Source organism: Marinobacter sp. CA1 (assembly GCF_020546665.1).
GTDB lineage: Bacteria > Pseudomonadota > Gammaproteobacteria > Pseudomonadales > Oleiphilaceae > Marinobacter > Marinobacter xestospongiae.
Genome location: NZ_CP071785.1, coordinates 3,604,236 through 3,627,471, shown reverse-complemented (window position 1 = coordinate 3,627,471; position 23,236 = coordinate 3,604,236). Strand labels below are relative to the sequence as shown.

General features: G+C 61.2%; 20 protein-coding genes and 2 tRNA genes. 17 read left to right on the top strand and 5 right to left on the bottom strand.

Annotated features, from left to right (window positions below):
- Window positions 1–4: 4 nt before the first annotated feature.
- Together J2887_RS16600 and lipB are read left to right on the top strand one after the other, a co-directional pair.
- Window positions 5–274, top strand: a complete 270-nt coding sequence (locus tag J2887_RS16600; RefSeq protein ID WP_227172204.1) for a YbeD family protein — start codon at window positions 5–7, stop codon at window positions 272–274.
- 2 nt (window positions 275–276) lie between these two features.
- A complete protein-coding gene (gene lipB / locus J2887_RS16595; protein WP_227172203.1) occupies window positions 277–921 on the top strand; it encodes a lipoyl(octanoyl) transferase LipB in 645 nt (214 codons plus the stop codon).
- A 9-nt stretch (window positions 922–930) separates the two neighbouring features.
- On the opposite strand, the gene J2887_RS16590 is transcribed toward lipB, so the two are convergent.
- A complete protein-coding gene (locus tag J2887_RS16590) occupies window positions 931–2,025 on the bottom strand; it encodes a GGDEF domain-containing protein (protein WP_227172202.1) in 1,095 nt (364 codons plus the stop codon).
- A gap of 294 nt (window positions 2,026–2,319) precedes the next feature.
- Between J2887_RS16590 and J2887_RS16585 the strand changes: the two genes are divergently transcribed.
- Window positions 2,320–3,738: an ABC1 kinase family protein gene (locus J2887_RS16585; RefSeq protein WP_227172201.1), complete on the top strand. Its 1,419-nt coding sequence runs from the start codon at window positions 2,320–2,322 to the stop codon at window positions 3,736–3,738.
- Between the two features lie 11 nt (window positions 3,739–3,749).
- Here the strand turns inward: J2887_RS16585 and J2887_RS16580 are convergent, their stop codons facing one another.
- Window positions 3,750–4,184 (bottom strand): YqaA family protein, encoded by a 435-nt coding sequence (locus J2887_RS16580; protein ID WP_227172200.1) that lies wholly within the window; start codon window positions 4,182–4,184, stop codon window positions 3,750–3,752.
- Window positions 4,185–4,278: 94 nt separating this feature from the next.
- On the opposite strand from J2887_RS16580, the gene J2887_RS16575 reads away from it, so the two are divergent.
- From J2887_RS16575 to J2887_RS16565, 3 genes are all read left to right on the top strand, one after another.
- Entirely contained in the window at window positions 4,279–6,405 is a 2,127-nt protein-coding gene (locus J2887_RS16575; protein WP_227172199.1) for a methyl-accepting chemotaxis protein, read from the top strand.
- 158 nt (window positions 6,406–6,563) lie between these two features.
- Window positions 6,564–6,818 (top strand): GrxA family glutaredoxin, encoded by a 255-nt coding sequence (locus J2887_RS16570; RefSeq protein WP_227172198.1) that lies wholly within the window; start codon window positions 6,564–6,566, stop codon window positions 6,816–6,818.
- Window positions 6,819–6,950: 132 nt separating this feature from the next.
- Window positions 6,951–8,363 (top strand): IS1182 family transposase, encoded by a 1,413-nt coding sequence (locus J2887_RS16565; RefSeq protein ID WP_227172197.1) that lies wholly within the window; start codon window positions 6,951–6,953, stop codon window positions 8,361–8,363.
- Window positions 8,364–8,519: 156 nt separating this feature from the next.
- On the opposite strand, the gene J2887_RS16560 is transcribed toward J2887_RS16565, so the two are convergent.
- The gene (locus J2887_RS16560; protein ID WP_227172196.1) at window positions 8,520–9,782 is read right to left on the bottom strand and encodes a 6-phosphofructokinase; all 1,263 of its coding nucleotides are present in this window, start codon (window positions 9,780–9,782) and stop codon (window positions 8,520–8,522) included.
- A 209-nt stretch (window positions 9,783–9,991) separates the two neighbouring features.
- On the opposite strand from J2887_RS16560, the gene mpl reads away from it, so the two are divergent.
- From mpl to J2887_RS16540, 4 genes are all read left to right on the top strand, one after another.
- A complete protein-coding gene (gene mpl, locus J2887_RS16555; RefSeq protein ID WP_227172195.1) occupies window positions 9,992–11,386 on the top strand; it encodes a UDP-N-acetylmuramate:L-alanyl-gamma-D-glutamyl-meso-diaminopimelate ligase in 1,395 nt (464 codons plus the stop codon).
- A 36-nt stretch (window positions 11,387–11,422) separates the two neighbouring features.
- Window positions 11,423–12,061: a flavin prenyltransferase UbiX gene (locus tag J2887_RS16550; RefSeq protein ID WP_227172194.1), complete on the top strand. Its 639-nt coding sequence runs from the start codon at window positions 11,423–11,425 to the stop codon at window positions 12,059–12,061.
- 117 nt (window positions 12,062–12,178) lie between these two features.
- Window positions 12,179–13,318: an acyl-CoA dehydrogenase family protein gene (locus J2887_RS16545; RefSeq protein WP_227172193.1), complete on the top strand. Its 1,140-nt coding sequence runs from the start codon at window positions 12,179–12,181 to the stop codon at window positions 13,316–13,318.
- A 141-nt stretch (window positions 13,319–13,459) separates the two neighbouring features.
- A complete protein-coding gene (locus tag J2887_RS16540) occupies window positions 13,460–15,295 on the top strand; it encodes a hypothetical protein (protein ID WP_227172192.1) in 1,836 nt (611 codons plus the stop codon).
- Window positions 15,296–15,430: 135 nt separating this feature from the next.
- On the opposite strand, the gene J2887_RS16535 is transcribed toward J2887_RS16540, so the two are convergent.
- A tRNA-Leu gene (locus J2887_RS16535) sits at window positions 15,431–15,517 on the bottom strand.
- 260 nt (window positions 15,518–15,777) lie between these two features.
- Window positions 15,778–15,864: transfer RNA gene (locus J2887_RS16530), tRNA-Leu, on the bottom strand.
- Window positions 15,865–16,127: 263 nt separating this feature from the next.
- Here J2887_RS16530 and rnr point away from each other — a divergent pair.
- The 7 genes from rnr to dnaB all read left to right on the top strand — a co-directional run bounded on the left by rnr (window position 16,128) and on the right by dnaB (window position 23,231).
- Window positions 16,128–18,623, top strand: coding sequence for a ribonuclease R (rnr, locus tag J2887_RS16525; RefSeq protein WP_227172191.1), 2,496 nt, complete (start codon window positions 16,128–16,130; stop codon window positions 18,621–18,623).
- 75 nt (window positions 18,624–18,698) lie between these two features.
- The gene (rlmB, locus tag J2887_RS16520; RefSeq protein ID WP_227172190.1) at window positions 18,699–19,436 is read left to right on the top strand and encodes a 23S rRNA (guanosine(2251)-2'-O)-methyltransferase RlmB; all 738 of its coding nucleotides are present in this window, start codon (window positions 18,699–18,701) and stop codon (window positions 19,434–19,436) included.
- 204 nt (window positions 19,437–19,640) lie between these two features.
- Complete coding sequence (gene rpsF / locus J2887_RS16515) at window positions 19,641–20,054, top strand: 30S ribosomal protein S6 (protein ID WP_227172189.1); 414 nt, start codon at window positions 19,641–19,643, stop codon at window positions 20,052–20,054.
- 28 nt (window positions 20,055–20,082) lie between these two features.
- Window positions 20,083–20,313 carry a 30S ribosomal protein S18 gene (gene rpsR, locus J2887_RS16510; RefSeq protein WP_007154918.1) on the top strand — a complete coding sequence of 77 codons (231 nt, stop codon included), beginning with the start codon at window positions 20,083–20,085 and terminating at the stop codon, window positions 20,311–20,313.
- A 31-nt stretch (window positions 20,314–20,344) separates the two neighbouring features.
- Complete coding sequence (locus tag J2887_RS16505) at window positions 20,345–21,208, top strand: hypothetical protein (protein ID WP_227172188.1); 864 nt, start codon at window positions 20,345–20,347, stop codon at window positions 21,206–21,208.
- A 20-nt stretch (window positions 21,209–21,228) separates the two neighbouring features.
- On the top strand, window positions 21,229–21,675 hold the full coding sequence (rplI, locus tag J2887_RS16500) for a 50S ribosomal protein L9 (protein ID WP_227172187.1): 447 nt from the start codon (window positions 21,229–21,231) through the stop codon (window positions 21,673–21,675).
- A 158-nt stretch (window positions 21,676–21,833) separates the two neighbouring features.
- Window positions 21,834–23,231 (top strand): replicative DNA helicase, encoded by a 1,398-nt coding sequence (gene dnaB, locus J2887_RS16495; protein ID WP_227172186.1) that lies wholly within the window; start codon window positions 21,834–21,836, stop codon window positions 23,229–23,231.
- The last annotated feature ends 5 nt before the right edge of the window (window positions 23,232–23,236 follow it).

Below are 23,236 nucleotides of genomic sequence, written 5' to 3'. Positions count from 1 at the left end.
TCAGATGACCGAGCCCAAAGCTCCCAAAATCGAGTTTCCCTGTGATTATGAGATCAAGGTGATCGGGGACGCCGCGCCGGATTTCCGCGATTTCGTGGTGACCGTGGTGGAACGTCATGCCCCTGGCCTTCGGGAAGAGAACATTCGTCTCAACCCCAGCCGCAATGGCCGCTTTACTTCGGTCCGGCTGACCATTGTGGCCACTGGCGAGCCGCAGCTCAAAGCCCTGTTCGAAGAGCTGAAAGCCAGCGGCCGCGTTCACATGGTGCTGTAATCGTGACGGCGCTGGTGGTTCGGAATCTGGGCCTGCAACCTTATGCCGAAACGCTGCAGGCGATGCAGCAGTTCACTGCACAGCGGGATGCTGACACGCTGGACGAGCTCTGGTGTCTGGAGCATCCTCCGGTGTTCACCCAGGGGCAGGCCGGCAAGGCCGAGCACCTGTTGGCGCCTGGCGATATTCCGGTGATCCAGGTGGATCGCGGGGGGCAGGTTACCTACCACGGGCCCGGCCAGCTGGTGGTGTACCTGATGATCGACCTCAAGCGCCGCAAGCTCGGGATTCGTGACCTGGTGGACCATATCGAACAGGCCATTGTGGCGGTGCTGGCGCCGTTGGGGATTGAGTCGGCGCCACGAGCGGACGCGCCCGGGGTCTACGTTGGTGAGGCCAAGATTGCCTCACTGGGTCTGCGGGTCCGTCGGGGCTGCTCTTTCCATGGTCTGGCGCTGAACATTGATATGGACATGGCGCCGTTCAGGCGCATCAATCCCTGCGGTTATGCGGGCCTGGCGATGTGCCAGGTTCGCGATTTCGCGGCCGGCCAAACGGTGGCGGCACTGGCCACCTCGCTGTCGGCAGAACTGGCGCGACGACTCGGCGCCGGGGATGTCCGCCACGAGGACGGCTGGGCGGCGTAACCGGCGGTCTCACGCCGCCGTGTGTCGGCCATCGGAATCGCAGACCTGGTTACGACCCTGGGTTTTGGCCTGGTAGAGCGCCTCGTCCGCCCGTTGCAACACCCGGTCGATGGTCTCATTGCCGTGGATGGAGGCCACGCCGACACTGATGGTGGCGGTGATGGCCTGACCGTCAAACTCGATGGCCTGGGTGGCGATGGACTGTCGTACCCGATTGGCGATCTGCACGGCCTCGGCGGTGTCGGTTTCCGGCAACAGCACCAGAAACTCCTCTCCGCCCCAGCGGGCGATCATGTCCACCCGGCGACACTCTGTCTGCAGCGACTCGGCCACGAGTTTGATCATCCTGTCACCGGCCTGGTGGCCGTAGTTGTCATTGACGCTCTTGAACAGATCGATATCCATCAGCATGACTGAGAAACCACGGCCGTTGCGCAGATAGCGCTGGTATTCGCTGTCGATGCGGTTGTGACCTTCGCGGCGATTGGCCAGGCCGGTCAGCGCATCGTGCTTGGCGGCATACTCGAAACGGGACGCCAACTGGATCAGGCCAAGCTTGCTGCGGCGCCGGCTCTGGTCGAGCAGGTAGCAGCTCACCATCTCGAAGCCCAGAACGATCATCATACTGAGGCGAAAACTGCCGCTGTAGGGGGTGTCAATGATGGCTGCTCCGATGGGGGAGTAGAGCAGGGCAAGGCCAAGCCAGCCGCCCCCGCAGGCAATGATGCCGACCCGGGAGTCGCTGATGTAGAAAATGATCGGGGGATAGGCAAACAGCCACATGACCCCGGCGCCGTTCTCAATGGCGAATACCGCCAGATAGCAGAACAACGCGGTGATCACCAGAATGAACCCCCGTCGCAGCAGGGTGTCACTGTTCGCCACGAAATGAATCAGGGCATTGGCTGACAGCAACACGGCAAAGGTCAGCAGTACGTAGGTGGTTTGGGGATCGCTGCGCAGGTGGGCGCGAAAGGCAAAGAAACTGAGGGCGGGCACGGCCGCGGCCGTCATCCACACAATCAGGATGGGAACCGGGATCTCGCCCTTGACGCGGAACTCACCGAGTTCGCTGTCAGTGCGCTGGGGTGACGAGTGAGGCATGACGGGCATCGCTGTTGTCAGTTCGGCCTGTTGTGAAGCGGGCAGGCTCACTTTGTTATTGTATGAATCAAGCTTAGCGCCAAACCGGATCACGAAGTGTATAGAATCGTAACGGTCCGTGGCCGGGCAGGGCTGTCTTGGAATTGATCAATTAATACCCCCTGTGATGGGGATGCATTGGCTGCGGCGTCGACGTACAGCGGGCGCGGCTGTAACCTGAACTCGAGGGTCAGAACGTATAATGGCGACACACGGGCTCCGACCGTGCTTCATTCTCCCAGCGGAAAGGCATTGATGACTTCCAAGCGACGAGGCAGCAGCGTATCCCGAATCAAGACCGGCAGTTTTGAGCGCCGGCTGTCATTGACCCGGGCCGGATTGTTTGCCGGTACCCGCATGGCGTCCCACATGGCCACCAACTGGCTGAGCAGTCGTGAGACCCGCGAACAGCGTCATCGGGCGATGCTGTCGAGCCAGGCCGAGTTTCTGGTGGAAGAATTGGGGAAACTCAAGGGCAGTGTGGTGAAAATTGGCCAGGTGATGGCGCTGTATGGTGAGCATTTCCTGCCTGAGGAAGTCACCGAAGCCCTGCACACCCTGGAAGACCAGACCACCTCCCTGGAATGGGCGTCGATCCGCAAGGTGCTTGCTCGCGAGCTCGGCAGCGACCGGCTGGCGGAGCTGGAAGTGGACCCGGAACCCATCGGTGCCGCCTCCCTGGGGCAGGTCCACCGTGCCCGACGCAGAAGCGATGGCCTGGAACTGGTGCTCAAGGTGCAGTATCCCGGTGTTGCCGATGCCGTGGACAGTGATCTCAATTCCGTCGCCCAGCTGTTGCGCATCGCCCGCCTGGTATCCATCGGTCCGGAGTTCAACGACTGGCTGGAAGAAGTCCGAGAGATGATGCACCGGGAAGTGGATTACCGCCTGGAGGCGCGGACCACAGAAAAATTCCGGGCCTTGCTGGCGGACGACGACCGCTTTGTGGTGCCGCGGGTGCTGCCGGAATACTCCACCGCCCATGTGATTGCGTCCACCTATGAGCAGGGCCATTCAGTCAGTTCCGTGGCGGTGCGGGAGTTGCCACTGGCGCGGCGCAATGCCCTGGGCCAGGCTGCGCTGGAGCTGTTCTTCCGCGAACTGTTCCTGTGGGGGGAAATCCAGACCGACCCCAACTTCGGCAATTACCGCATCCGCATTGCCGGCGAACCCGGGGCAGACCGTGATCACGACCAGATCGTGCTGCTGGATTTTGGCGCCGTCCAGAGCTACCCGGACAGTTTCCTCAAGCCGGTGATCCATATGATCCAGGCCTCCTATGAAGGCGATCGCGAGCAGGTGGTCGAGGGTGGGGTGCAGCTTCGGTTCATGAGCCGGGACTGGCCGGAGGACGTGCTGCGGACCTTCGGTGAGGTATGCATGTCGGTGCTGGAGCCGCTGCAGGCTGATCGTGGCCAGTGGCCGCCGGAAGCCGTTAACGGCGATGGCCAGTACCGCTGGAAACAGAGCGATCTGCCGTCGCGGGTGGCCCGTTACGCCGCGCGCTCTGCCATCAGTCGCTACTTCCGCATCCCGCCCAAGGAATTCGTGTTCCTCAACCGCAAACTGATCGGGGTCTACACCTTCATTGCCGTGCTGTGCGCAGAGTTCAATGGCGAACCCTTGTTGCGCCGCTACCTCTACCCGGAGGACGGCGACGACAAAACCGGTTAACCTGAGGCTCTCTATCCCGGGCCGCCGTTGGCCTGGACCACCAGCCACAGCACTACGGCGTAGCGGGCGCCCTTACCAATCGCCACCAGGGTGACAAAATGGAGCCAGGGCACCCGCATGATGCCGCCGATCAGCGTCAGCGCGTCACCACCGATCGGCAGCCAGCCAAACAGCAGTGACCACTGGCCGTAGCGATTGAACCGCTGCCGGGCCCGGTGCAGCTGCCTCTGAGAAAACGGAAACCAGCGCTTGTGCTTGAAGCGATCCACTTGGCGCCCGATCATCCCGTTGACCACCGAGCCCAGGGTGTTGCCTGCGGTGGCCCAGAACCACAGCCAGAATACCGAATACCCTTCCAGTACCAGCCCTCCCAACAGAATTTCGGAATACGCCGGCAGGATGGTGGCGGCGACAAAGGCGGTGACAAACAGACTCAGGTACGCCAAACGCAACACTCCCTTATGATTCGCATGTGGAATTAATGCCTACCCACCGCTAACCTGATGGGGAATCAGTGATCTACGACAGGTTAAACGATCCATGAAGAAGCTGTCCCTTAAACTCAAGCTGTATGCCCTGGTGATCGCCCTGCTGTTGGTGATGGGGGGCAGTCTGATCGTGACAGCGCAGTGGTCGATGAACCGGATGGAATCGGAACTCTCTGGTGCGACAACCGACATGGTGCAGGAGATCGTGATGGATCGTCTGCAGGCCACCGCCGGTGAGCATGGGGAGAAGGTCAGCGGGCTGCTGGACTCTGCGTTCAAGACGCCGGATGTGGTCCGGGATGTGGTGGAGAGCAACGTCGCGGCGGACCAGTACAGCCGTATCAGCCGTCCGGCGCTGCAGGAGATTGTTGGCGGCGTGCTGGCGTCGGAACCGGGCCTGAGTGCGATCTACGCCCAGTTCGAACCCGACGGCTATGACGGCCAGGACCGCTACTTCACCGGTGGTGTCGAGGATCACAGTTCCGACTCCGGCACCCTTGAGATCTACTACTACCGCACCCCCGATGACCGTATCGAATTTGCCCGCACCGCCGATGCGGATGAAAAATACCTGGACGGCCGCAATGAGTTCGGCATCCGTGAAGCGGAGTGGTACCTGTGCTCCATGGAGTCCAAGGCGTCCTGCATCATGGAGCCCTACAACTACGAGATCGAGGATGGCTACAGCGAGCTGATGACCAGCCTGGTGGTGCCCATTCTCAATGCCGATCAGTTCGTCGGTGTGGTGGGGGTGGACATCAATCTGTCGACCCTGCAAGAGGCGATCCTGGCCGTCAGCCGCTCGCTCTACGATGGTCAGTCCCGGGTCACCCTGCTCAGTGAGATGGGGCTGATTGCCGCCGCCAGCCACTACGAAGACAATCTCGGCCGTCCGCTGGCGGAGGCCGCGCCAGAGCAGGCGCAGGTGCTCAAGGAACTGCACCGCAACGGCGGCAGCTACGACGATGGTGACATGCTGGCGGTGTCGTATCCGATCCGCTTTGCGGAGACCGACGCGGTCTGGTCGATGGTGATCGAACTGCCTAGGGACGCGGCGCTGGCGGAGCTGAACGAGATCAATACGCTGATGTCCGATGCGGTGTCCGCCACCGCTGGCCGTCAGCTGCTGGCCGGCGTGGTTGTGTCGGTGCTGGCGATCATCGCCCTGATTGTGTTGGTACGTTCGGTGACCCGACCATTGGATGAAATCCGCGACCGTATGCAGAAGCTGGCCGGCGCCGAGGGTGACCTGACCCGGGAGCTGACCATCGACACCCACGCCGAACTGATCGATCTGGCGGATGGTTTCAATCGCTTCCTGGCGCGCTTGCGCACCATGGTCAACGATCTCAAGGCGGTCAACCGGCAGGTCCACGGTCAGGCATCGGACGTTGGTGCCATTGCGGTGGAGACCGATGAGAACACCGAGCGCCAGAACCAGGAGATCGCCAGCGTGGTGACGGCGATGAACGAAATGTCGGCGGCCGCCGGTGAGGTGGCCGGCTTCGCCGGTGAAGCGGCGGAGAACGCCCGCCAGGCCCAGGATGGTATCCAGTTCACCAAGTCTACCCTGGGAACGGCGGTGGATGGGGTAGGCGCCCTCGCCGGGGATATGGAACAGGCCAGTCAGGCCATCAGCCATGTGGCCAGCCGCAGCGATGACATCAACCGCATCCTGGAGGTGATTCGTGGAATCGCCGAGCAGACCAACCTGCTGGCCCTCAACGCGGCGATCGAAGCCGCCAGGGCCGGGGAGCAGGGGCGGGGCTTTGCGGTGGTGGCGGATGAGGTGCGAACCCTGGCATCGCGGACCCGGGAATCCACCGACGAGATCAGCCAGATGATCGATGGCCTGCAGCAGGAAGTCACCCAGACGGTGGCGGTAATCCGGACCGGGGTGGACCGGGCGACCATGGCGGTGGACGGCACCCGCGAGGCCGATCACTCCCTGGCTACGGTGGTTGAGCGTATCGGCGTTATCGTTGAGCACGTGACTCAGGTGGCCACCGCCGCCGAGGAGCAGAGTTCAGTCAGCGAGGAGATCAACCGCAACCTCACCGCCATTGGCGATGCCGCCAACGACCTGCGGGACCTGGCGCAACGGGTGCGTAACAGCGGCCAGTTGCTGGATCAGCAGGTGGAAACTCTGGACAACGAGCTGAGCCGGCTCAAGACCTGATGCCCGCATGGCAGTCGCCGCAATGCGGCGATTGCTGCAGGCTATGGTGGCCATCAAAAGGCTTCAGTTTGTTTTCTGACCTGGCAGTGGCACTATGGCGACCGTCCCGAATCTGATGACGCTCGCCGCCTGCGGCGACGGTCCCGTGAGGAGTATCTATGGAACCTGTAACCATCTATGGCCGCATGTCCTGCGGTTTTTGTGTCCGCGCCAGGCAATTGTGTGAGGTCAAAGGCTACGACTATCGCTTTGTCGATATGATTGCCGAAGGCATCAGCAAGGGAGACCTGTCGGAGACCCTGGGGCGTCCGGTGGTGACGGTGCCACAGATACTGGTGGGCGATGAGTATGTGGGCGGTTGCGATGAGTTCTTCGCCTTCGTCCGTCAGCAGGAAGCGTTGGCGGGCAGCTGAGGGCGCAGCCGAACCCGCCGATTGGCGCTTACAAAAAAAGGGACGAGTTATCGTCCCAGACTGCTGACAAACCCTCGCCATGGTAGCGGGGGTTTGTTGTAATTGGGTCAGCGACTTTCCAGAGGCTGCCCCATGCTCAAAGAGCCCTCCCCACAACAACACGAACTCGAGATGGTCTGTCTCGAGTCCCTGGTTCCTGAAACCCATCTGCTTCGCTCAATCGATCACGCCATTGATTTCGAGTTCATTCGTGAGCGTGTACGGCACCTGTATTGCGCAAACAACGGCCGCCCGGCCCTTGATCCGGTGGTGTTGTTCAAGATGCTGTTTCTGGGCTACCTGTTCGGTATCCGCAGTGAGCGGCAGCTGGTGCGGGAGATTCAGGTCAATGTGGCCTACCGCTGGTTCCTGCGTTTCAACCTGACCGACAAGGTGCCAGATGCCTCCACGCTGAGCCAGAACCGCCGTCGTCGCTTTCATGACAGCCACATCTATCAGGAGATCTTCGATGAGATCGTGCTTCAGGCCATGAGGTACGGCCTGGTTGGTGGCGAAGTGCTCTACACCGACAGCACCCACCTCAAGGCCAACGCCAACAAGAACAAGTACGACCTGGCACAGGCGGAAGTGAAGGTGGTGGATTACCTGGAGAGTTTGGAGCAGGCGATCGAGAGCGACCGCAAGGCTCATGGCAAGCAGCCGCTGAAAACGAAGCTGTCCGAGCAGCCGCCCAAAATGAAGGACACCAAGGTGAGTCGTACCGACTCGGACAGCGGTTACATGGTGCGGGAAGGGAAACCCAAGGGCTTCTTCTATCTGGACCACCGGACGGTGGATGGGCGTCATGCCATCATCACAGACAGTTACGCGACCCCGGCCAATCTCCATGACAGCCGGCCTTACCTCGATCGGTTGGACCGCCAGCGAGAACGCTTCGGTTTTGACGTCTGGGGTGTGGGGTTGGATGCGGGGTACTACACGGCGGGTCTCTGCAAGGGCCTGGAAGACCGGGGCATCTATGGCGTGATGGGCTACCGACGCCCCAACAAGCCCAAGGGCTATCTCCCCAAGCGCGCCTTCACCTATGACCCGGAAACCAATACCTATCGCTGCCCCGAGGGACAGTTGCTGATCTACGCCACCACCAACCGGCAGGGCTACCGGGAGTACAAGTCCAACCCGGTTCACTGCAAAGACTGCCCGCTACTTGGTCAGTGCACGCGCAGCGCTAACCACGTCAAGGTGCTCACCCGCCATGTTTGGCAGGACAGCAAAGAACGAGTCGACCAAAACCGGTTAACGCCTTGGGGCAAGGCGCTATACAAACGACGGCAAGAGACGGTGGAGCGCTCGTTCGCGGATGCCAAGCAGTTGCATGGCCATCGCTATGCTCGATTGCGAGGGCTGTCAAAGGTCCGCGAGCAATGTCTGTTGGCTGCGACTGCCCAGAATATGAAGAAGATCGCGCAGCTCCTGGCGCGTATTTTGGGGCTGAAATCGCTTGCAGCACTGGTCTTACAGGCGTCTATCCTGGCATGGGCTTAAAAACTGGTTGATAGGAAGTATCGACGAGGAAGGCTGACTCAAGCGACCGTCGGTTGAAAACAGAACGACCAAATGCAACAAACCCCGGAAAACCGGGGTTTGTCAGCAGTCTGGGACGAGTTATCGTCCCTTTTTTCATGGAGTGCTGGTGACTGCTCAGATATCGAACTCGGCCTTCAGCTTCTTCTCCACCAGCTGATTCTGCAGCTTGGCCACCTTGGGCAGGCCTTTCTCGAACGGCGGGAAGCTCTCGCCTTCGATCAGCGGCTGCAGATAAGCACGGCAGTCGTCGGTGATGCCGAATCCATCATCGGTGATGTAGTGAATCGGCATTTTCTTTTCCTGGTTGGCGACTTCGCTCAGCGGTGCCTCGCCAATGTGCCAGCGGTATGGGGACGCCTGCTCGCGGACAATGGTGGGCATCAGTGCCTGCTTGCCGGCCAGGGCCATCTCAACAGCGGCCTGACCAACCTTGTAGGCCTGCTCCACATCCGTGGCGGAAGCGATGTGGCGGGCCGCCCGCTGCAGGTAGTCGGCCACGGCCCAGTGGTACTTGTGGCCCAGAGCCTGTTTCACCATATTGGCCAGTGCCGGGGCCACGCCGCCGAGCTGGGTGTGGCCGAAGGCGTCTTTGGAGCCGGCTTCGGCAACGAAACGGCCGTCTTCGTACTGGGCACCTTCAGAGGCGACCACCACGCAGTAGCCATAGTTCTCCACACAGAAGTCCACACGCTTGAGGAAGGCTTCGCGATCAAACGGCACTTCCGGGAACAGGATGATGTGGGGCGGCTCGCCTTCGCCTTCCCCGGCCAGGCCACCTGAGGCGGCGATCCAGCCGGCGTGTCGTCCCATCACTTCGAGGATGAACACCTTGGTGGACGACTCGCTCATGGAGCGGATGTCGAGGCTGGCTTCCAGGGTGGAGGTGGCAATGTACTTGGCCACAGAGCCGAAGCCCGGGCAGCAGTCGGTGAACGGCAGGTCGTTATCAACGGTCTTGGGCACGCCGATGCAGGTGATCGGGTAGCCCATTTTCTCCGCCAGCTGGGAGACTTTGAAGGCGGTGTCCTGGGAGTCGCCACCACCGTTGTAGAAGAAGTAGCCGATGTCGTGGGCCTGGAACACCTCGATCAGACGCTCATATTCGCGGCGATTCTCGGTCAGGTTCTTGAGCTTGTAACGGCAGGAACCGAAGGCGCCGCCCGGCGTGTGCAGCAGGGCTTCGATGGCCGCGTCGGACTCCAGGCTGGTGTCGATCAGTTCTTCCCGCAGGGCGCCAATGATGCCGTTGCGGCCGGCGTAGACCTTGCCAATCTGTTCCGGGTGCTTCCGGGCGGTCTGGATGACCCCGCAGGCACTGGCATTGATTACGGCGGTGACACCGCCGGACTGAGCATAAAACGCGTTCTTGATGGCCATCTTGAGTGCCGCCTCCTGCTGGTTGAGCGAATGTCGCGAATGATACGTCAAACGCGGGGGTTTTTCATGGCGGCGATGGTGGTGGAAACCGGAATTGACTCTTGACGGAGTGACGGTGATACGGGAGGCTTGTGGCCCCATCGCCGATGCCATCGAGAGCGCATCGTTGTGGGCTTTCTGGCAGATTTCTTGGTAAAGGGCGGATGGTTATGCACATTCATATCCTGGGTATTTGTGGCACCTTCATGGGCAGCCTGGCAGTCATCGCCCGCGAACTGGGGCACACGGTGACCGGTTCGGACCAGGGGGTCTATCCGCCCATGAGCACCCAGCTTGAAGCCCAGGGCATCGCCCTGATGAACGGCTACGACGCCGCCAACCTGGAGCCAAAGCCGGATCTGGTGCTGATCGGTAACGCCATGTCCCGGGGCAACGTGGAGGTGGAGGCGGTCCTCAACCGCAACATCGACTACATGTCCGGCCCGGAATGGCTGTCGCGGGAGGTCCTCAGCAAGCGCTGGGTTCTGGCAGTGGCCGGCACCCATGGCAAGACCACGACCACCGCCATGCTGCTGTGGATTCTGGAGCAGGCCGGTTTCGATGCCGGCTACCTGGTGGGTGGTGTGCCGAAGGATTTTCCGGTGTCCGCCCGGCTCGGCAGCAGTGATTTCTTCGTGATTGAGGCCGACGAATACGACAGTGCCTTCTTCGACAAGCGTTCCAAGTTTGTCCACTACCGGCCCCGTACGCTGATTCTCAACAACCTGGAGTTTGACCACGCCGATATCTTCGACAGCGTCGAGGCCATTGAGCGCCAGTTTCACCACTTGGTCCGCACGGTGCCATCCCAGGGGCTGATTGTGCGTCCGAGTCGGGATGAACACCTGGATCGGGCGCTGGCGCTGGGCTGCTGGAGTGGGCTGCAGACCACGGCGCATGGCAGTGAAAGCGAGGCGACCGACTGGCGGGCGGAACTGCTGGCGGACGATGGCAGCCGCTTCGTGGTGCTCCATCACGAACAGCCGGTGGCCACCGTGAACTGGCAGCAGACCGGCCACCACAACGTCCGCAATGCCCTGGCGGCCATTGCCGCGGCCCGCCACGTCGGCGTGACCCCGGACCATGCCATTGCCGCGCTCAACCGCTTCTCCGGGGTGAAGCGGCGAATGGAACTGCTGGCCGATATTGATGGCGTGCGGGTGTACGACGATTTCGCCCATCATCCCACCGCCATTGCCACCACTCTGGAGGGGTTGCGTAACCGGGTAGGGGATGAGCCCATCGTTGCGTTGATCGAGCCCCGTTCCAATACCATGCAGCAGGGCGTGCACCAGCAGTCCCTGCTGGCCAGTGCCGGTGCCGCCGATAAGGTGTTGTGGGCCAACCTCCAGCACCTGGCGTGGCTGGATACCCTGGTCGGCGAACACCAGCAGGCCACCGATGACCACGACACCCACCGGGTGCTGGGCTCGGTCGAGCGGTTGATTGAACAGACCCTGGAGGAACTGACCCAGCCTTGCCATATTGTGATCATGAGCAATGGTGGTTTTGGCGGCATCCATCAGAAGCTGGTGGCCGTACTCAAGGACCGTACCGGCGCCTGAGCCGCCACGGACTGACAGCGACACACAGGAGACTCCATGTCGAACCCGACCACCACCGTCAATCTGGCGTTCACCGGCGCCTCGGGCGCGCAGTACGGTTTGCGTCTGCTGGAATGCCTGCTGGCGGCGGGCTGTCGGGTTCACCTGATGGTCAGTCGGGCGGCCCAGGTAGTGATTGCAACGGAGACCGACTTCAAGCTGCCCGGTGCCCCCAAGGCCATGGCGGCGGCCCTGACGGAACATTTCCAGGCTCAGCCGCAACAGTTGCTGGTGTTTGGCCGTGAGGACTGGTTTGCGCCGCCGGCGTCCGGATCTGGTGAGCCAGCCCCGCTGGTGGTGTGTCCGTGCAGCACCGGCACCCTGTCGGCGTTGGCCACCGGTGCCAGCAATAACCTGATTGAGCGGGCGGGGGACGTTGCCCTCAAGGAGCGCCGGCCACTGATCCTGGTGCCGCGGGAAGCGCCATACTCTGAGTTGCACCTGGAGAACATGCTGAAGCTGACCCGGATGGGCGCGACCATCATTCCCGCCAGTCCGGGGTTCTATCATCAGCCCCAGTCGGTGGCGGATCTGGTGGACTTCATCGTTGCCCGGCTGCTGGATCATCTCGGTATCGATCAGACCTTGATGCCAAAATGGGGCGAAAGTCGGGTGGCGCAGAAATTGGCCCGCTAAGGTCCCGGCAAGGCGGATTTGGCCACTGCTTTTGATGCTTTTGCCCATTGAGCCGATTAGGCTCCCCCCACAGACTCTGTGAACAACCACAACGACAGTCATTCACAGAGGTTCACCATGATTCCACGCACGCTCTTTGATGCCGATCTCGAAGGCTTCCGGGACTCCGTTCGCAAGTTCCTGGAGCAGGAGGCGGTGCCTTACCACGAACAGTGGGAGAAGGACGGTCAGGTCAGCCGGGAACTCTGGACCAAGGCCGGTGAGCTGGGCTTTCTCTGCCCGACCATGCCGGAAGGGTATGGCGGTGTGGGCGCCGATTTCCGCTACAGTGCCGTCATCATGGAAGAGCTGGCCCGAGCCGGACTTTCCGGCATTGGCTGGGGGCTGCATTCCGACATCGTTGCGCCTTACATCCTCCACTACGGTTCGGAAGAACAGAAACAGCATTACCTGCCCAAGCTGGTCAGCGGTGAGATGGTAGGGGCTATTGCGATGACCGAGCCCGGCGCCGGCTCCGACCTGCAGGGGGTTAAGACCAATGCCGTCAAGCAGGGCGACCACTACGTCATGAACGGCTCCAAGACCTTCATCACCAATGGCCAGCTGGCGGATCTGGTGGTGGTAGTGGCCAAGACCGATCCCAAGGAAGGCGCCAAGGGCACCAGCCTGTTCCTGGTGGAATGTGCCTGGGAAGGATTTGAGAAGGGGCAGAACCTCAACAAGGTGGGGATGAAAGCCCAGGATACCTCGGAGCTGTTCTTCCAGGACGTCCGGATTCCGGAGACCCACCTGCTGGGTGGCCGGGAAGGGCAGGGCTTCTTCCAGTTGATGCAGGAACTGCCGGCGGAGCGCCTGCAGGTGGCGCTGACGGCGGTTGCGGCTGCCGAGGCGGCCTGGGGCTGGACCCTGGACTATGTCAAGGAACGCAAGGCGTTCAGCAAGCCGGTGATCGCCTTCCAGAACACCCGCTTTAAGATGGCGGAAATGAAAGCCGAGATCACCGCCGCGCGGGTCTTCGTTGACCGTTGCCTGGAGTTGCACCTGGAGAAGAAGCTGGATATCCCCACCGCCGCCATGCTGAAGCAGTGGACCACCGATCTGCAGTGCAAGGTGATGGACGAGTGTGTCCAGCTCCACGGCGGCTATGGCTACATGTGGGAATACCCCATCGCCCGGGCCTGGGCCGATTCCCGGGTGCAGCGGATCTACGCCGGCACCAATGAAATCATGAAAGAGATCGTTGCCCGCTCGTTCTGAGCTACCGACGACATTGCCGGGCAGGCCAAGCGCTGCTGCCCGGTTACCCTTCTTTACAATTTGCCAAGCCTATCAAGGTTCCCGCCGGTAAACTTCCCTAGAGTGAATCCCAACCACTAATAAGGATAATCGGTTGCCGTCATGACGCGTTTGCTCCCCCTGGCCCTGTCCCTGGCCGTGTTCAGCCTTACCGGCTGCAAGAACGAATCCACTCCGCCGCCCGAAGATGGCCGGGATTTTGATTCCGGCGACTATATCGAGCCGGGCGCCTACACCGGCACGGTGATGAATGGCTATCTCAGCCAGGCCCGGGTGTGGCTGGATATTGACGGCGATGGTCAGGTGACCGCTGGGCCGCTGGAGATCACGCTGGAATCCGGCACGGTGGTGACCCTGGAAAATGGCGAGCCTACTGCCCTCAGCGGTGATAACGGTCGCTTTGAGCTGGACACCTCCGAGCTGCAGCTGGACGCGACGGTCGGGCCGGACCTGGCCCCGAGGGACTACGCGCTTTACGCCACCATCCTGCCGGGCCGTACGACCGACCAGAGCCGTGGTGGTGTGGTGCTGGACAAGGCGTTCATGATGTCCGCACCGCCGGGTGTGCGACTGATCAGCCCGCTGACCTCCCTGGAGCGGTTCCGGGCACTGGCAGGCCTCGCTGGTCAGTTTGAAGCCAACGCGACACTGGCCGATGCCTTTCGTCACTCCAACCCGCGGCAGGATTACCTGAAGGCCGGCGATGACCGCGCCTACGCCTACGCCCGGGTGTTTGCCCGCTTCCTGGCGGCGCAGTTCCCGGAGGGCACCAGTGAAGCCCTGGCCAACGGTGATGGCACCGAACGGCTGCTGGACATCAACGCCATCAAGGTGTTGGCGGTGGCGTTTATCCGCAACGCGGCGACACTGGTGCAGCGGGTCGATGAAGCGGCGCCGGCCGGTCGTTACCAAAATGTCGATATCGACGCGATTGAGCTGCCGGTGGAGGGACTGGACCTGTTGAACCCGGTGGTGCTGGCCACCGAGGTGGTGTTTGCCCACAGCGAGGACGGTGCGCTGCCGGCTTCGCGTTCCGGGCTGGAGCGCTCGGCGGAGCTTGCCTACAGCTACAACCCGGCGGGACAACTGGTGCGGATTGAAGCCAATGGCTGCATGGCACCCTCCATGCAGGAGTTGGCGCGGTTGGCCAACGCCGGCGGCGAAATGGCGGCTACCGGCACCCAGTGGCTGCCGAGCATTTCCGCTTCTCAGCTCAGCATGGGGTATTTGCAGGAAGACGGCGTCGATGAAGTGCTGGAGATTGACTGGGCAACCCGCTCTGCCCGCTTCTACACGACAACGGATTGCCACCCTGAACTTGCGGCGACTGATGCCCTCGACGGTGAGCCGGCCCGCAGCTATCAGTGGTCGCTGAATGCGGGCCGGGTACTGTCCATCACTGATGGCGAACGCACCCTGGTGCCGGATTACGAAAATGCCAGCGAGACCTTCCTGGGCTATCGCCTAATGGAAGACGGCGTTGAACTGGCCGCGCTGGATTTGACCGGAGAGCTGGTGTCTTGCCTTGATCAGTTGGATGATGCCGATCAACTGCCGCCGCGAGTCGTGTCAGCCCAGCAGAGCTACCAGTTCAGCGGATTTGAGCCGCAACCGGACCTGTTCGAAACCCTGCTGCTGGAGTTCGACACCCGCAAGGAGCGTCAGCGGCTGCTGAGCTACAGTTTCCTCGATGATCGCCTGGCGGCGGTGCCGGAGCTGGACGGCCAGGCAGGCTTCCGGTGGGAGCTCTTCTACCAGTCGGAGGACGGCATCATCGAACCTGAGCAGCCCAATCTGATCGAACAGGGCTTCCTGACCCTGCACACCCGGCCACAGAGCTGCGGTCGCAACGAGGACTCATCGCCAGGCGCGCTGTTCGCCCGGATCAATCGGGGGTACAAACGTCTGTCTGAGATTCTGGCTGGTGGTGTGAACTGATTAACTGATCGGACACGGATAAAGCGGGCCATCACCGGCGTGGATCGGTGGTGGTTTGTTGTTTGGGGGCTTGGGAAAGTACGAGGTTCAGACGGGATGTCTTCGTTGCTGCTGACCACTCCCTGGGGAAGGGAATGGTGCCGAGGAGAGGACTTGAACCTCCACGGGGTTGCCCCCACTAGCACCTGAAGCTAGCGTGTCTACCAATTTCACCACCTCGGCAAGCGACCGCTATGATAATGAAACTCGCCTGATATTCAAGCCCGCTTTTGCGTTAATGACGTTTTTTTGCAGTGGAGACCGTGTTCCCGGGTCGTCTGACAGGCGCTGCCAGATGAAGGAAGCAGTCGACAGTAAGTTCTGAAGTGCAAGTTCTGAGATACAACGGGAGGCAGCGACGATTGAAGTCACATCTGGCGACTTTCGTCTGTTTTGCATTAAATTATGAGGGAGATTTAATCGCCATTCCTTGAGGGAAGGAATGGTGCCGAGGAGAGGACTTGAACCTCCACGGGGTTGCCCCCACTAGCACCTGAAGCTAGCGTGTCTACCAATTTCACCACCTCGGCAGGTGATTTGCAGGTTTGCCGTTTTGTAATCGCTAAGCTTTACAAGATGTAGCTTATTGAAAACTTGGCAGTTCTGCCGTCGGTTGGGGTGTTCGTCTCAACCGATGGCGCGTACTTTACGGATTCGTGTCAGGGCTGTCAAATGTTTTCCTCAAAAATTTTTGGATTGGTTCGCAGGTACTGATAGTGAGAGTTATACTCCAGTCACATTGAATCGGTCGCCAGCCTCCAAGTGGCTGCGTGACCCCAGGAAAAGGTAGCGAATGGCTTCCAGAAAGAAGACAGACAAGGACCCTCACGCCAACCGTGAGGCCACGAAGTACGACAATCCCATCCAGAGCCGGGAATTTATCCTGGATCACCTGCGGCAGCGCGGAGCGCCAGCCAGTCATGAGACTCTGTGCGACGAGCTCGCCCTGACCACCCCGGAAAACATTGAGGCCCTGCGCCGCCGGTTGATCGCCATGTGCCGTGACGGCCAGCTGATCTGCAACCGTCGCGGGGCCTACCTGCCTATCGATGAGGCCGACCTGGTGAGTGGCCGGGTGATGGGGCATCGGGACGGGTTCGGCTTCCTGGTGCCCGATGATGGTGGCTCCGACCTGTTTCTCACCGCCCGGCAGATGCGCAAGGTGTTTCATGGCGACCGGGTGGCTGCCCGGGTGGATCGAGTGGATGACCGTGGCCGCCGCGAGGGCGTGATTGTTGAGGTGCTTGAAGCCCGAACTGCGCAGGTGGTTGGCCGTCTGTTCCGGGAAAGCGGGGTTGCCTTTGTGGTTCCCGAAAACGCCCGCATCAATCATGAAGTGCTGATTCCCGAAGAGCATTGCGCCGATGCCTACCATGGCCAGTATGTGGTGGTGGAGATTCTTCGGCAGCCAACGCCCCGCACCAAGCCTACCGGCCGGATCATTGAAGTGCTGGGAGATCACATGGCGCCGGGTATGGAGATCGCGGTGGCGATACGCTCCTACGACCTGCCTCACAGTTGGCCGCCTGCGGCCGGAGAGCAGGCGGCGGCCATTCCGGCCGAAGTGGGCGAGGCCGACAAGACCAACCGGGTGGATCTGCGGCAGCTGCCACTGGTGACCATCGATGGTGAGGATGCCCGCGATTTTGACGACGCCATCTATTGTGAGCGCCGGTCCCGGGGTGGTTATCGCCTGGTTGTCGCCATCGCTGACGTTTCCCATTACGTGCGCATTGGCAGTCCGCTGGATGAAGAGGCGCTGAACCGTGGTAACTCGGTGTACTTCCCGGACCATGTCGTGCCGATGCTGCCGGAGAAGCTCTCCAATGGCCTGTGTTCGCTGAATCCGGAAGTGGATCGTCTCTGCCTGGTGGCCGACATGACCATCAGCGCGGCGGGCAACATCAGCGGCTACACCTTCTATCAGGCGGTGATGCACAGTCACGCCCGGCTGACCTACACCAAGGTCAGCGACATGCTGGAGCGGCCGGACTCCGAGCCGGGCTACCGTCTGTGCGAGCAGTACGCCGAGGTGCTGCCGCACCTGCACGACCTTTACGGCCTCTATAAAGTGTTGCGTCAGGCGCGCACGGAACGCGGTGCGATTGACTTCGAAACCACCGAGACCCGGATCATCTTCGATCCGGCGCGGAAAATTGAGGAAATCGTGCCAGTGCATCGCAACGATGCCCACAAGATTGTGGAAGAGTGCATGCTGTGCGCCAACGTGGCGGCAGCGCGGTTCCTCAAATACCACAAACTGCCGGCACTGTATCGGGTTCACGATGGCCCGTCGGAAGAACGGCTGGGGGCTTTGCGGCTGTTCCTGGGGGAGCTGGGGTTGCAGCTCGGCGGTGGTGACAAGCCCACCTCGGCGGATTATCAGGCGCTGTTGTCAGTGGTTGCTGACAGACCCGATGCTCAGGTGATCCAGACAGTGATGCTGCGGTCGTTGAGTCAGGCGGTATACAGCCCCGAGGAGTCCGGTCACTTCGGGCTCGGGTTTGCCAGCTACGCTCACTTCACATCGCCCATCCGCCGCTATCCGGACCTGATTGTCCACCGTGCCATCAAGTCGGTGATTCACAGTGCCGAGACCCGCAAGCGGGTGGAGCAGCCTGGGCAGCGGGATGCCAATCTGGCGGATTACCCCTACGACCTGGCGCGGATGACCCAGCTGGGCGAGATCACCTCGATGACTGAGCGGCGGGCCGACGATGCCACCCGCGATGTCATGGCCTGGCTCAAGTGTGAGTACCTGCGGGACCGGGTGGGTGAAGAGTACGACGGCGTCATTGCCGCTGTGGTGCCGTTCGGGTTCTTTGTCGAGCTCAAGGACATCTACATCGAAGGACTGGTGCACATCTCCACACTGGGTGGTGACTACTATCACCACGACGTCGCCAAACACCGGCTGGTGGGTGAACGCACTGCGGTTAGCTTCCGGCTCGGTGATGAAGTACGGGTGCAGGTGGTGCGGGTGGATCTGGATGAGCGCAAGATTGATCTGGAGCTGCTCAGTAAACCGCGGCGACGCAAGTCTGACCGGGAGGCCCTGGAAATGGCGGACTCCCGCGATGGCGGGGCGCGCAAGGACAAGGGCGGCGGCAAGTCCGGACGCAAGGGTTCCGGCAAGGGGCGCAAGGCCGCCGGCAAGCCTGACAAGAGCGCCAAGTCCGGCAAGGCTAAAAAAGGGCGACCCAGAAGCGCGAAGGAAAAGCTGGTGGAAGCGGCCGCCAAGGAGGCGGACAAGTCCGGTGGCCGCAAACGTGGTCAGAAGCCCTGGTAAAGCATGGTGCAGGGTCGGTGCAGGGCTGTTTGCCCAGCGCGCCGGCCACGACGAGCAGTTGAGGAACGCACGAACGTGTCTGAAGAGTTTATTTTTGGTTGGCATGCCGTTGAGGCGGTACTGAAGCGGGAGCCGGAGCGGCTACAGGCGGTGTGGATTCAGACCGGTCGTCAGGACCGTCGGGTCAAGGAAGTGACCGCTGCGCTGGATGAGCTGGGTGTGCCCTGGCAGGTGGTTCACCGTCGTGAGCTGGATGAGCGGGTCGCCGGTGTGCATCAGGGGGTGGTTGCCCAGGTTGGCAAGAGTCGTGAATGGAGCGAGGATGACCTGCTGGCGATGCTGGAACAGTCCGGCAAGCCGCCGTTCCTGCTGGTGCTGGATGGTGTCACCGATCCCCATAACCTGGGGGCCTGTCTGCGAACCGCCGATGCGGCGGGGGTCCAGGCAGTGATTGTGCCCAAGGACAAGTCCGCCTCGCTCAGTCCTACCGCACGCAAAGTGGCCTGTGGCGCCGCCGAGACGGTGCCATTGGTGCGGGTCACCAATCTCGCCCGGGCGTTGCGCAACCTGCAGCAGCAGGGGGTGTGGCTGATCGGCACGGCAGGGGAAGCCAAGGCCTCGCTTTACCAGGCTGACTTCTCCGGTCCGGTGGCGCTGGTGATGGGCGCTGAGGGCAAGGGTATGCGTCGGCTGACCCGTGAGCATTGCGACCAGTTGATCAATATTCCCATGCAGGGTCATGTCGACAGCCTGAATGTGTCGGTGGCAACCGGCGTCTGTCTATACGAGGCCCTGCGACAAAGACTTGCATAGCACCGTCTACCCGCCTAAAATGCGACACCCCTTTTTTCGGGGGTGGCGTGTTATTGTCTGAATTTTGTTCATGGCAGGGCGCGTCAGGCTTTTCACAAAGCCGATGAACACGGGCAGCCAAGCGCTGCCGCCTCCTTGCTTCTTGCCGGGCCTGTCGCAACAGCGCGGGGCTGTCGGAAGCTGTTCAAACCGTAGGGAGAACTCATGCGTCACTACGAAATCGTATTCATGGTACATCCGGATCAGAGCGAGCAGGTGCCCGCGATGATCGAGCGTTATACCGGCGTCATCACCGAAGATGGCGGTCAGGTACATCGCCTGGAAGATTGGGGCCGTCGTCACCTGGCATACCCGATCAACAAGATCCACAAGGCTCACTACGTGCTGATGAACGTTGAATGTTCACAGACCGCACTGGACGAGCTGACTCACAACTTCCGCTTCAACGACGCCATCATTCGCGACCTGATCATCCGTCGCGACGAGGCTGTGACTGACCTGTCTCCGATGAAGGCGGCTGAGTCCCGCGAGGACCGTCGCGGTGGAGATGAGCGTCCGCGCCGTTCCGCCGAATCCGGCGAGCGCCGTCCGGCCGAAGCCCAGGGCGACAAAGAGTAAAATCACTTTTTGAGTTGAGGAGTTAGTTATGGCTCGTTTTTTCAGACGTCGTAAGTTCTGTCGCTTCACGGCAGAGGGTGTTAAGGAGATCGATTACAAAGATCTGGACACCCTGAAAGGCTACATCACTGAAACCGGCAAGATCGTGCCCAGCCGCATCACCGGCACCAAAGCACGTTATCAGCGTCAGCTGGCCACCGCTATCAAGCGTGCCCGCTACCTGGCACTGCTGCCGTACTCGGACAGCCACGACAACTAAGTTGCAGGAAATCTAGACAGGACTCGGGACCATGCGTGCTCTAGCACAGTTTGTAATGCGAGGTCCCCTGCAGGCGGGTGCTGTGGCAGCGATTGCCATGACAGTCCCCCTGCTGTTTTGGGTCGGAGCCGCCGTCGTTGGACTGGTGATTCTCCGGCTCGGCATCAGCCAGGGGCTTAGCATCGGCCTCTGGGCATTGCTGCCCGGGCTCGGTTGGGCCTGGGTGGGGCAGGACCCCACCGCGGTGTCGGTGTTGCTTCTGGTGATGGTGATGGCCGCGGTTCTGCGAGCCTCCCTGTCCTGGCAGAAGGCGCTGCTCAGCGGAGCTGGCCTGACCCTGGTGATGGGGGCGTTACTGCCGATTCTCTACTCCGGGCTCCTGGATCAGCTGGTTCAGGCCGGTGTTGAGTTTTACCAGAGCTACGAGGTTGAGGCGCCGGTGGCTGGCGGACAGCTGGAGACAGTGATCCGCGAGACCATGGTGGCCAGCATGGCGGGCATGTTCCTTGCCATGGGCATCGGGATGACGATGCTGGCCAGGTCCTGGCAGGCCGGGCTGGACAACCCTGGTGGTTTCCAGCGGGAGTTTCATTCCCTGAGGCTGTCAGTGCCGGTGGCTCTGGGATGTGTCCTGGCAATAGTGGCAGGGCCCTACCTTGGCCTGAATGCGCTGTTGCTGGCCTGGGCCGCAGGATTGCCGCTGTTCCTGGCCGCGTTGGGCCTGGTGCACGGTGTTGTCGCCCTGCGGGGCATGGGCAGTCACTGGTTGGTGATGTTTTACGTGGCCCTGATGCTGTTGGGTCCGAGTCTGATGTTTCTGTTACTGGTTGTGGCGTTTGTGGATAGCTGGCTGGATATCCGGGGGCGAATCAAGTCCTCCGGGTCGGCTGAATAAAGCACGAAGAGGTTAACGAGATGGAAGTTATTCTGCTCGAGAAAGTTGCAAACCTTGGCTCACTGGGTGACAAGGTTAAGGTAAAGGCCGGTTACGGTCGTAATTTCCTGCTTCCCTACGGCAAGGCTGTTGCTGCCACGGAAGACAACCTGAAGGCGTTCGAAGAGCGTCGTGCCGAGCTGGAAAAAGCTGCCGCTGAAAAGCTGGCCGCTGCCCAGTCCCGCGCCGAAGCTCTGGAAGGCGCTTCCTTCACCATCACCTCTAAGGCTGGTGACGAAGGCAAGCTGTTCGGTTCTATCGGTGTGCGTGACATTGCAGATGCAATCACTGCCGCCGGTACCGACGTTGAGAAGAGCGAAGTTCGTCTGCCGGAAGGCCCGCTGCGGGTTGTCGGCGAGTACGACATCGAGCTTCAGCTGCACACCGACGTAACCGTCGAAGTGAAGGTTGCAGTCGTCGCCGAGTGATTCGGCCCCGGCCCTGTGCCGGAGACTGCTTTGGTGATCCCTTGTGGGTCACCGCCCAGGCCCGGGCCGCGAAAGCGGATTCCGGGCCTGTTGCTTTCTGGTATGCTAGTGTCCCGTCTGTCGCAATGATCCCGAACGTTTTTTACTGAAGAGAATCCATGGCCAATTCCAATCTGAAAGCGGCATCCACTGACCTGGAAACCTCCCGCGTCAAGGTTCCTCCGCACTCGCTGGAAGCCGAGCAGGCGGTGCTTGGTGGCCTGATGCTGGACAACCGCCGCTTTGATGAAGTGTCGGAGATCATCACCTCGACGGATTTCTACCGTCAGGACCATCGCCTGATCTTCGCGGCAGCCGAGCGGCTGGCAGGTGACAGTGAGCCACTGGACGTGGTCACCCTGGCGGAGTTCCTGGAGCGGGCCGGGGACATCGAAGACGCCGGCGGCCTGGGTTATCTGGCCGAGCTGGCGGAGAAGACGCCGGGCGCGGCCAACATTCGGGCGTACGCCGAGATCGTGCGGGAGCGTTCGGTACTGCGCAGCCTGATAGAAGTGTCCGGCAACATCGCCGATTCGGCGTTTAATCCACTTGGGCGCACCAGTGATGAATTGCTGGATGAGGCCGAGCGGAATGTGTTCAAGATTGCTGAATCCCGCAACACCCAGAATGCCGGACCGAAAAGCATCAACCCGATCCTGACCACGGCGTTGGGACGGATTGAAGAAATGTTTGAATCCGGCGATGCCATCACCGGCCTGACCACCGGCTTTCGGGACCTCGACAACAGCACTTCGGGGATGCAGCCGGCGGATCTGATCATTGTGGCCGGTCGTCCCTCCATGGGTAAGACCACGTTCGCCATGAACCTGGTGGAGAACGCGCTGCTGAAAACCGGTGAGCCGATCCTGGTGTTCAGTATGGAGATGCCGTCCGATTCCATCGTAATGCGGATGCTGTCGTCACTGGGACGCATCGATCAGACCAAGATCCGGAGCGGTAAGCTGGAAGAGGATGACTGGCCCCGGCTGACGTCGGCGGTGTCGCTGCTGAAGGACAAGCCGCTGTACATCGATGATACCGCTGGCCTGAGCCCCACCGAACTGCGTTCCCGTGCCCGTCGGGTGGCCCGGGAGAATGGCGGCAAGCTCAGCCTGATCATGGTCGACTATCTGCAGTTGATGCGGGTGCCGGGCAATACCGAAGGGCGTACTGCGGAAATCTCCGAGATCTCCCGCTCCCTCAAGGGGATTGCCAAGGAGCTCAACTGTCCGGTAGTGGCGCTGTCGCAGCTCAACCGGAGCCTGGAGCAGCGCCCCAACAAACGACCGGTGAACTCGGACCTGCGGGAATCCGGAGCGATCGAGCAGGACGCCGACGTGATCATGTTCGTCTACCGCGACGAGGTCTATAACGAGGACACCCCGGACAAGGGGGTGGCCGAGATCATTATCGGTAAGCAACGGAACGGTCCCATTGGCACCATACGGCTTGCGTTCGTGGGTAAGTACACCAAGTTTGAAGACCTCGCCCATGGCGATTACGGGGACGAATACTGAGGTCG

Bases quoted from the DNA above. Each gene is read 5' to 3' on its own strand.
- J2887_RS16600 (WP_227172204.1), top strand. From the start codon at position 5: ATGACCGAGCCCAAAGCTCCCAAAATCGAGTTTCCCTGTGATTATGAG.
- J2887_RS16590 (WP_227172202.1), bottom strand. From the start codon at position 2,025: ATGCCTCACTCGTCACCCCAGCGCACTGACAGCGAACTCGGTGAGTTC.
- J2887_RS16585 (WP_227172201.1), top strand. From the start codon at position 2,320: ATGACTTCCAAGCGACGAGGCAGCAGCGTATCCCGAATCAAGACCGGC.
- J2887_RS16575 (WP_227172199.1), top strand. From the start codon at position 4,279: ATGAAGAAGCTGTCCCTTAAACTCAAGCTGTATGCCCTGGTGATCGCC.
- J2887_RS16570 (WP_227172198.1), top strand. From the start codon at position 6,564: ATGGAACCTGTAACCATCTATGGCCGCATGTCCTGCGGTTTTTGTGTC.
- J2887_RS16565 (WP_227172197.1), top strand. From the start codon at position 6,951: ATGCTCAAAGAGCCCTCCCCACAACAACACGAACTCGAGATGGTCTGT.
- J2887_RS16560 (WP_227172196.1), bottom strand. From the start codon at position 9,782: ATGGCCATCAAGAACGCGTTTTATGCTCAGTCCGGCGGTGTCACCGCC.
- mpl (WP_227172195.1), top strand. From the start codon at position 9,992: ATGCACATTCATATCCTGGGTATTTGTGGCACCTTCATGGGCAGCCTG.
- J2887_RS16550 (WP_227172194.1), top strand. From the start codon at position 11,423: ATGTCGAACCCGACCACCACCGTCAATCTGGCGTTCACCGGCGCCTCG.
- J2887_RS16545 (WP_227172193.1), top strand. From the start codon at position 12,179: ATGATTCCACGCACGCTCTTTGATGCCGATCTCGAAGGCTTCCGGGAC.
- J2887_RS16540 (WP_227172192.1), top strand. From the start codon at position 13,460: ATGACGCGTTTGCTCCCCCTGGCCCTGTCCCTGGCCGTGTTCAGCCTT.
- rnr (WP_227172191.1), top strand. From the start codon at position 16,128: ATGGCTTCCAGAAAGAAGACAGACAAGGACCCTCACGCCAACCGTGAG.
- rpsF (WP_227172189.1), top strand. From the start codon at position 19,641: ATGCGTCACTACGAAATCGTATTCATGGTACATCCGGATCAGAGCGAG.
- rpsR (WP_007154918.1), top strand. From the start codon at position 20,083: ATGGCTCGTTTTTTCAGACGTCGTAAGTTCTGTCGCTTCACGGCAGAG.
- J2887_RS16505 (WP_227172188.1), top strand. From the start codon at position 20,345: ATGCGTGCTCTAGCACAGTTTGTAATGCGAGGTCCCCTGCAGGCGGGT.
- rplI (WP_227172187.1), top strand. From the start codon at position 21,229: ATGGAAGTTATTCTGCTCGAGAAAGTTGCAAACCTTGGCTCACTGGGT.
- dnaB (WP_227172186.1), top strand. From the start codon at position 21,834: ATGGCCAATTCCAATCTGAAAGCGGCATCCACTGACCTGGAAACCTCC.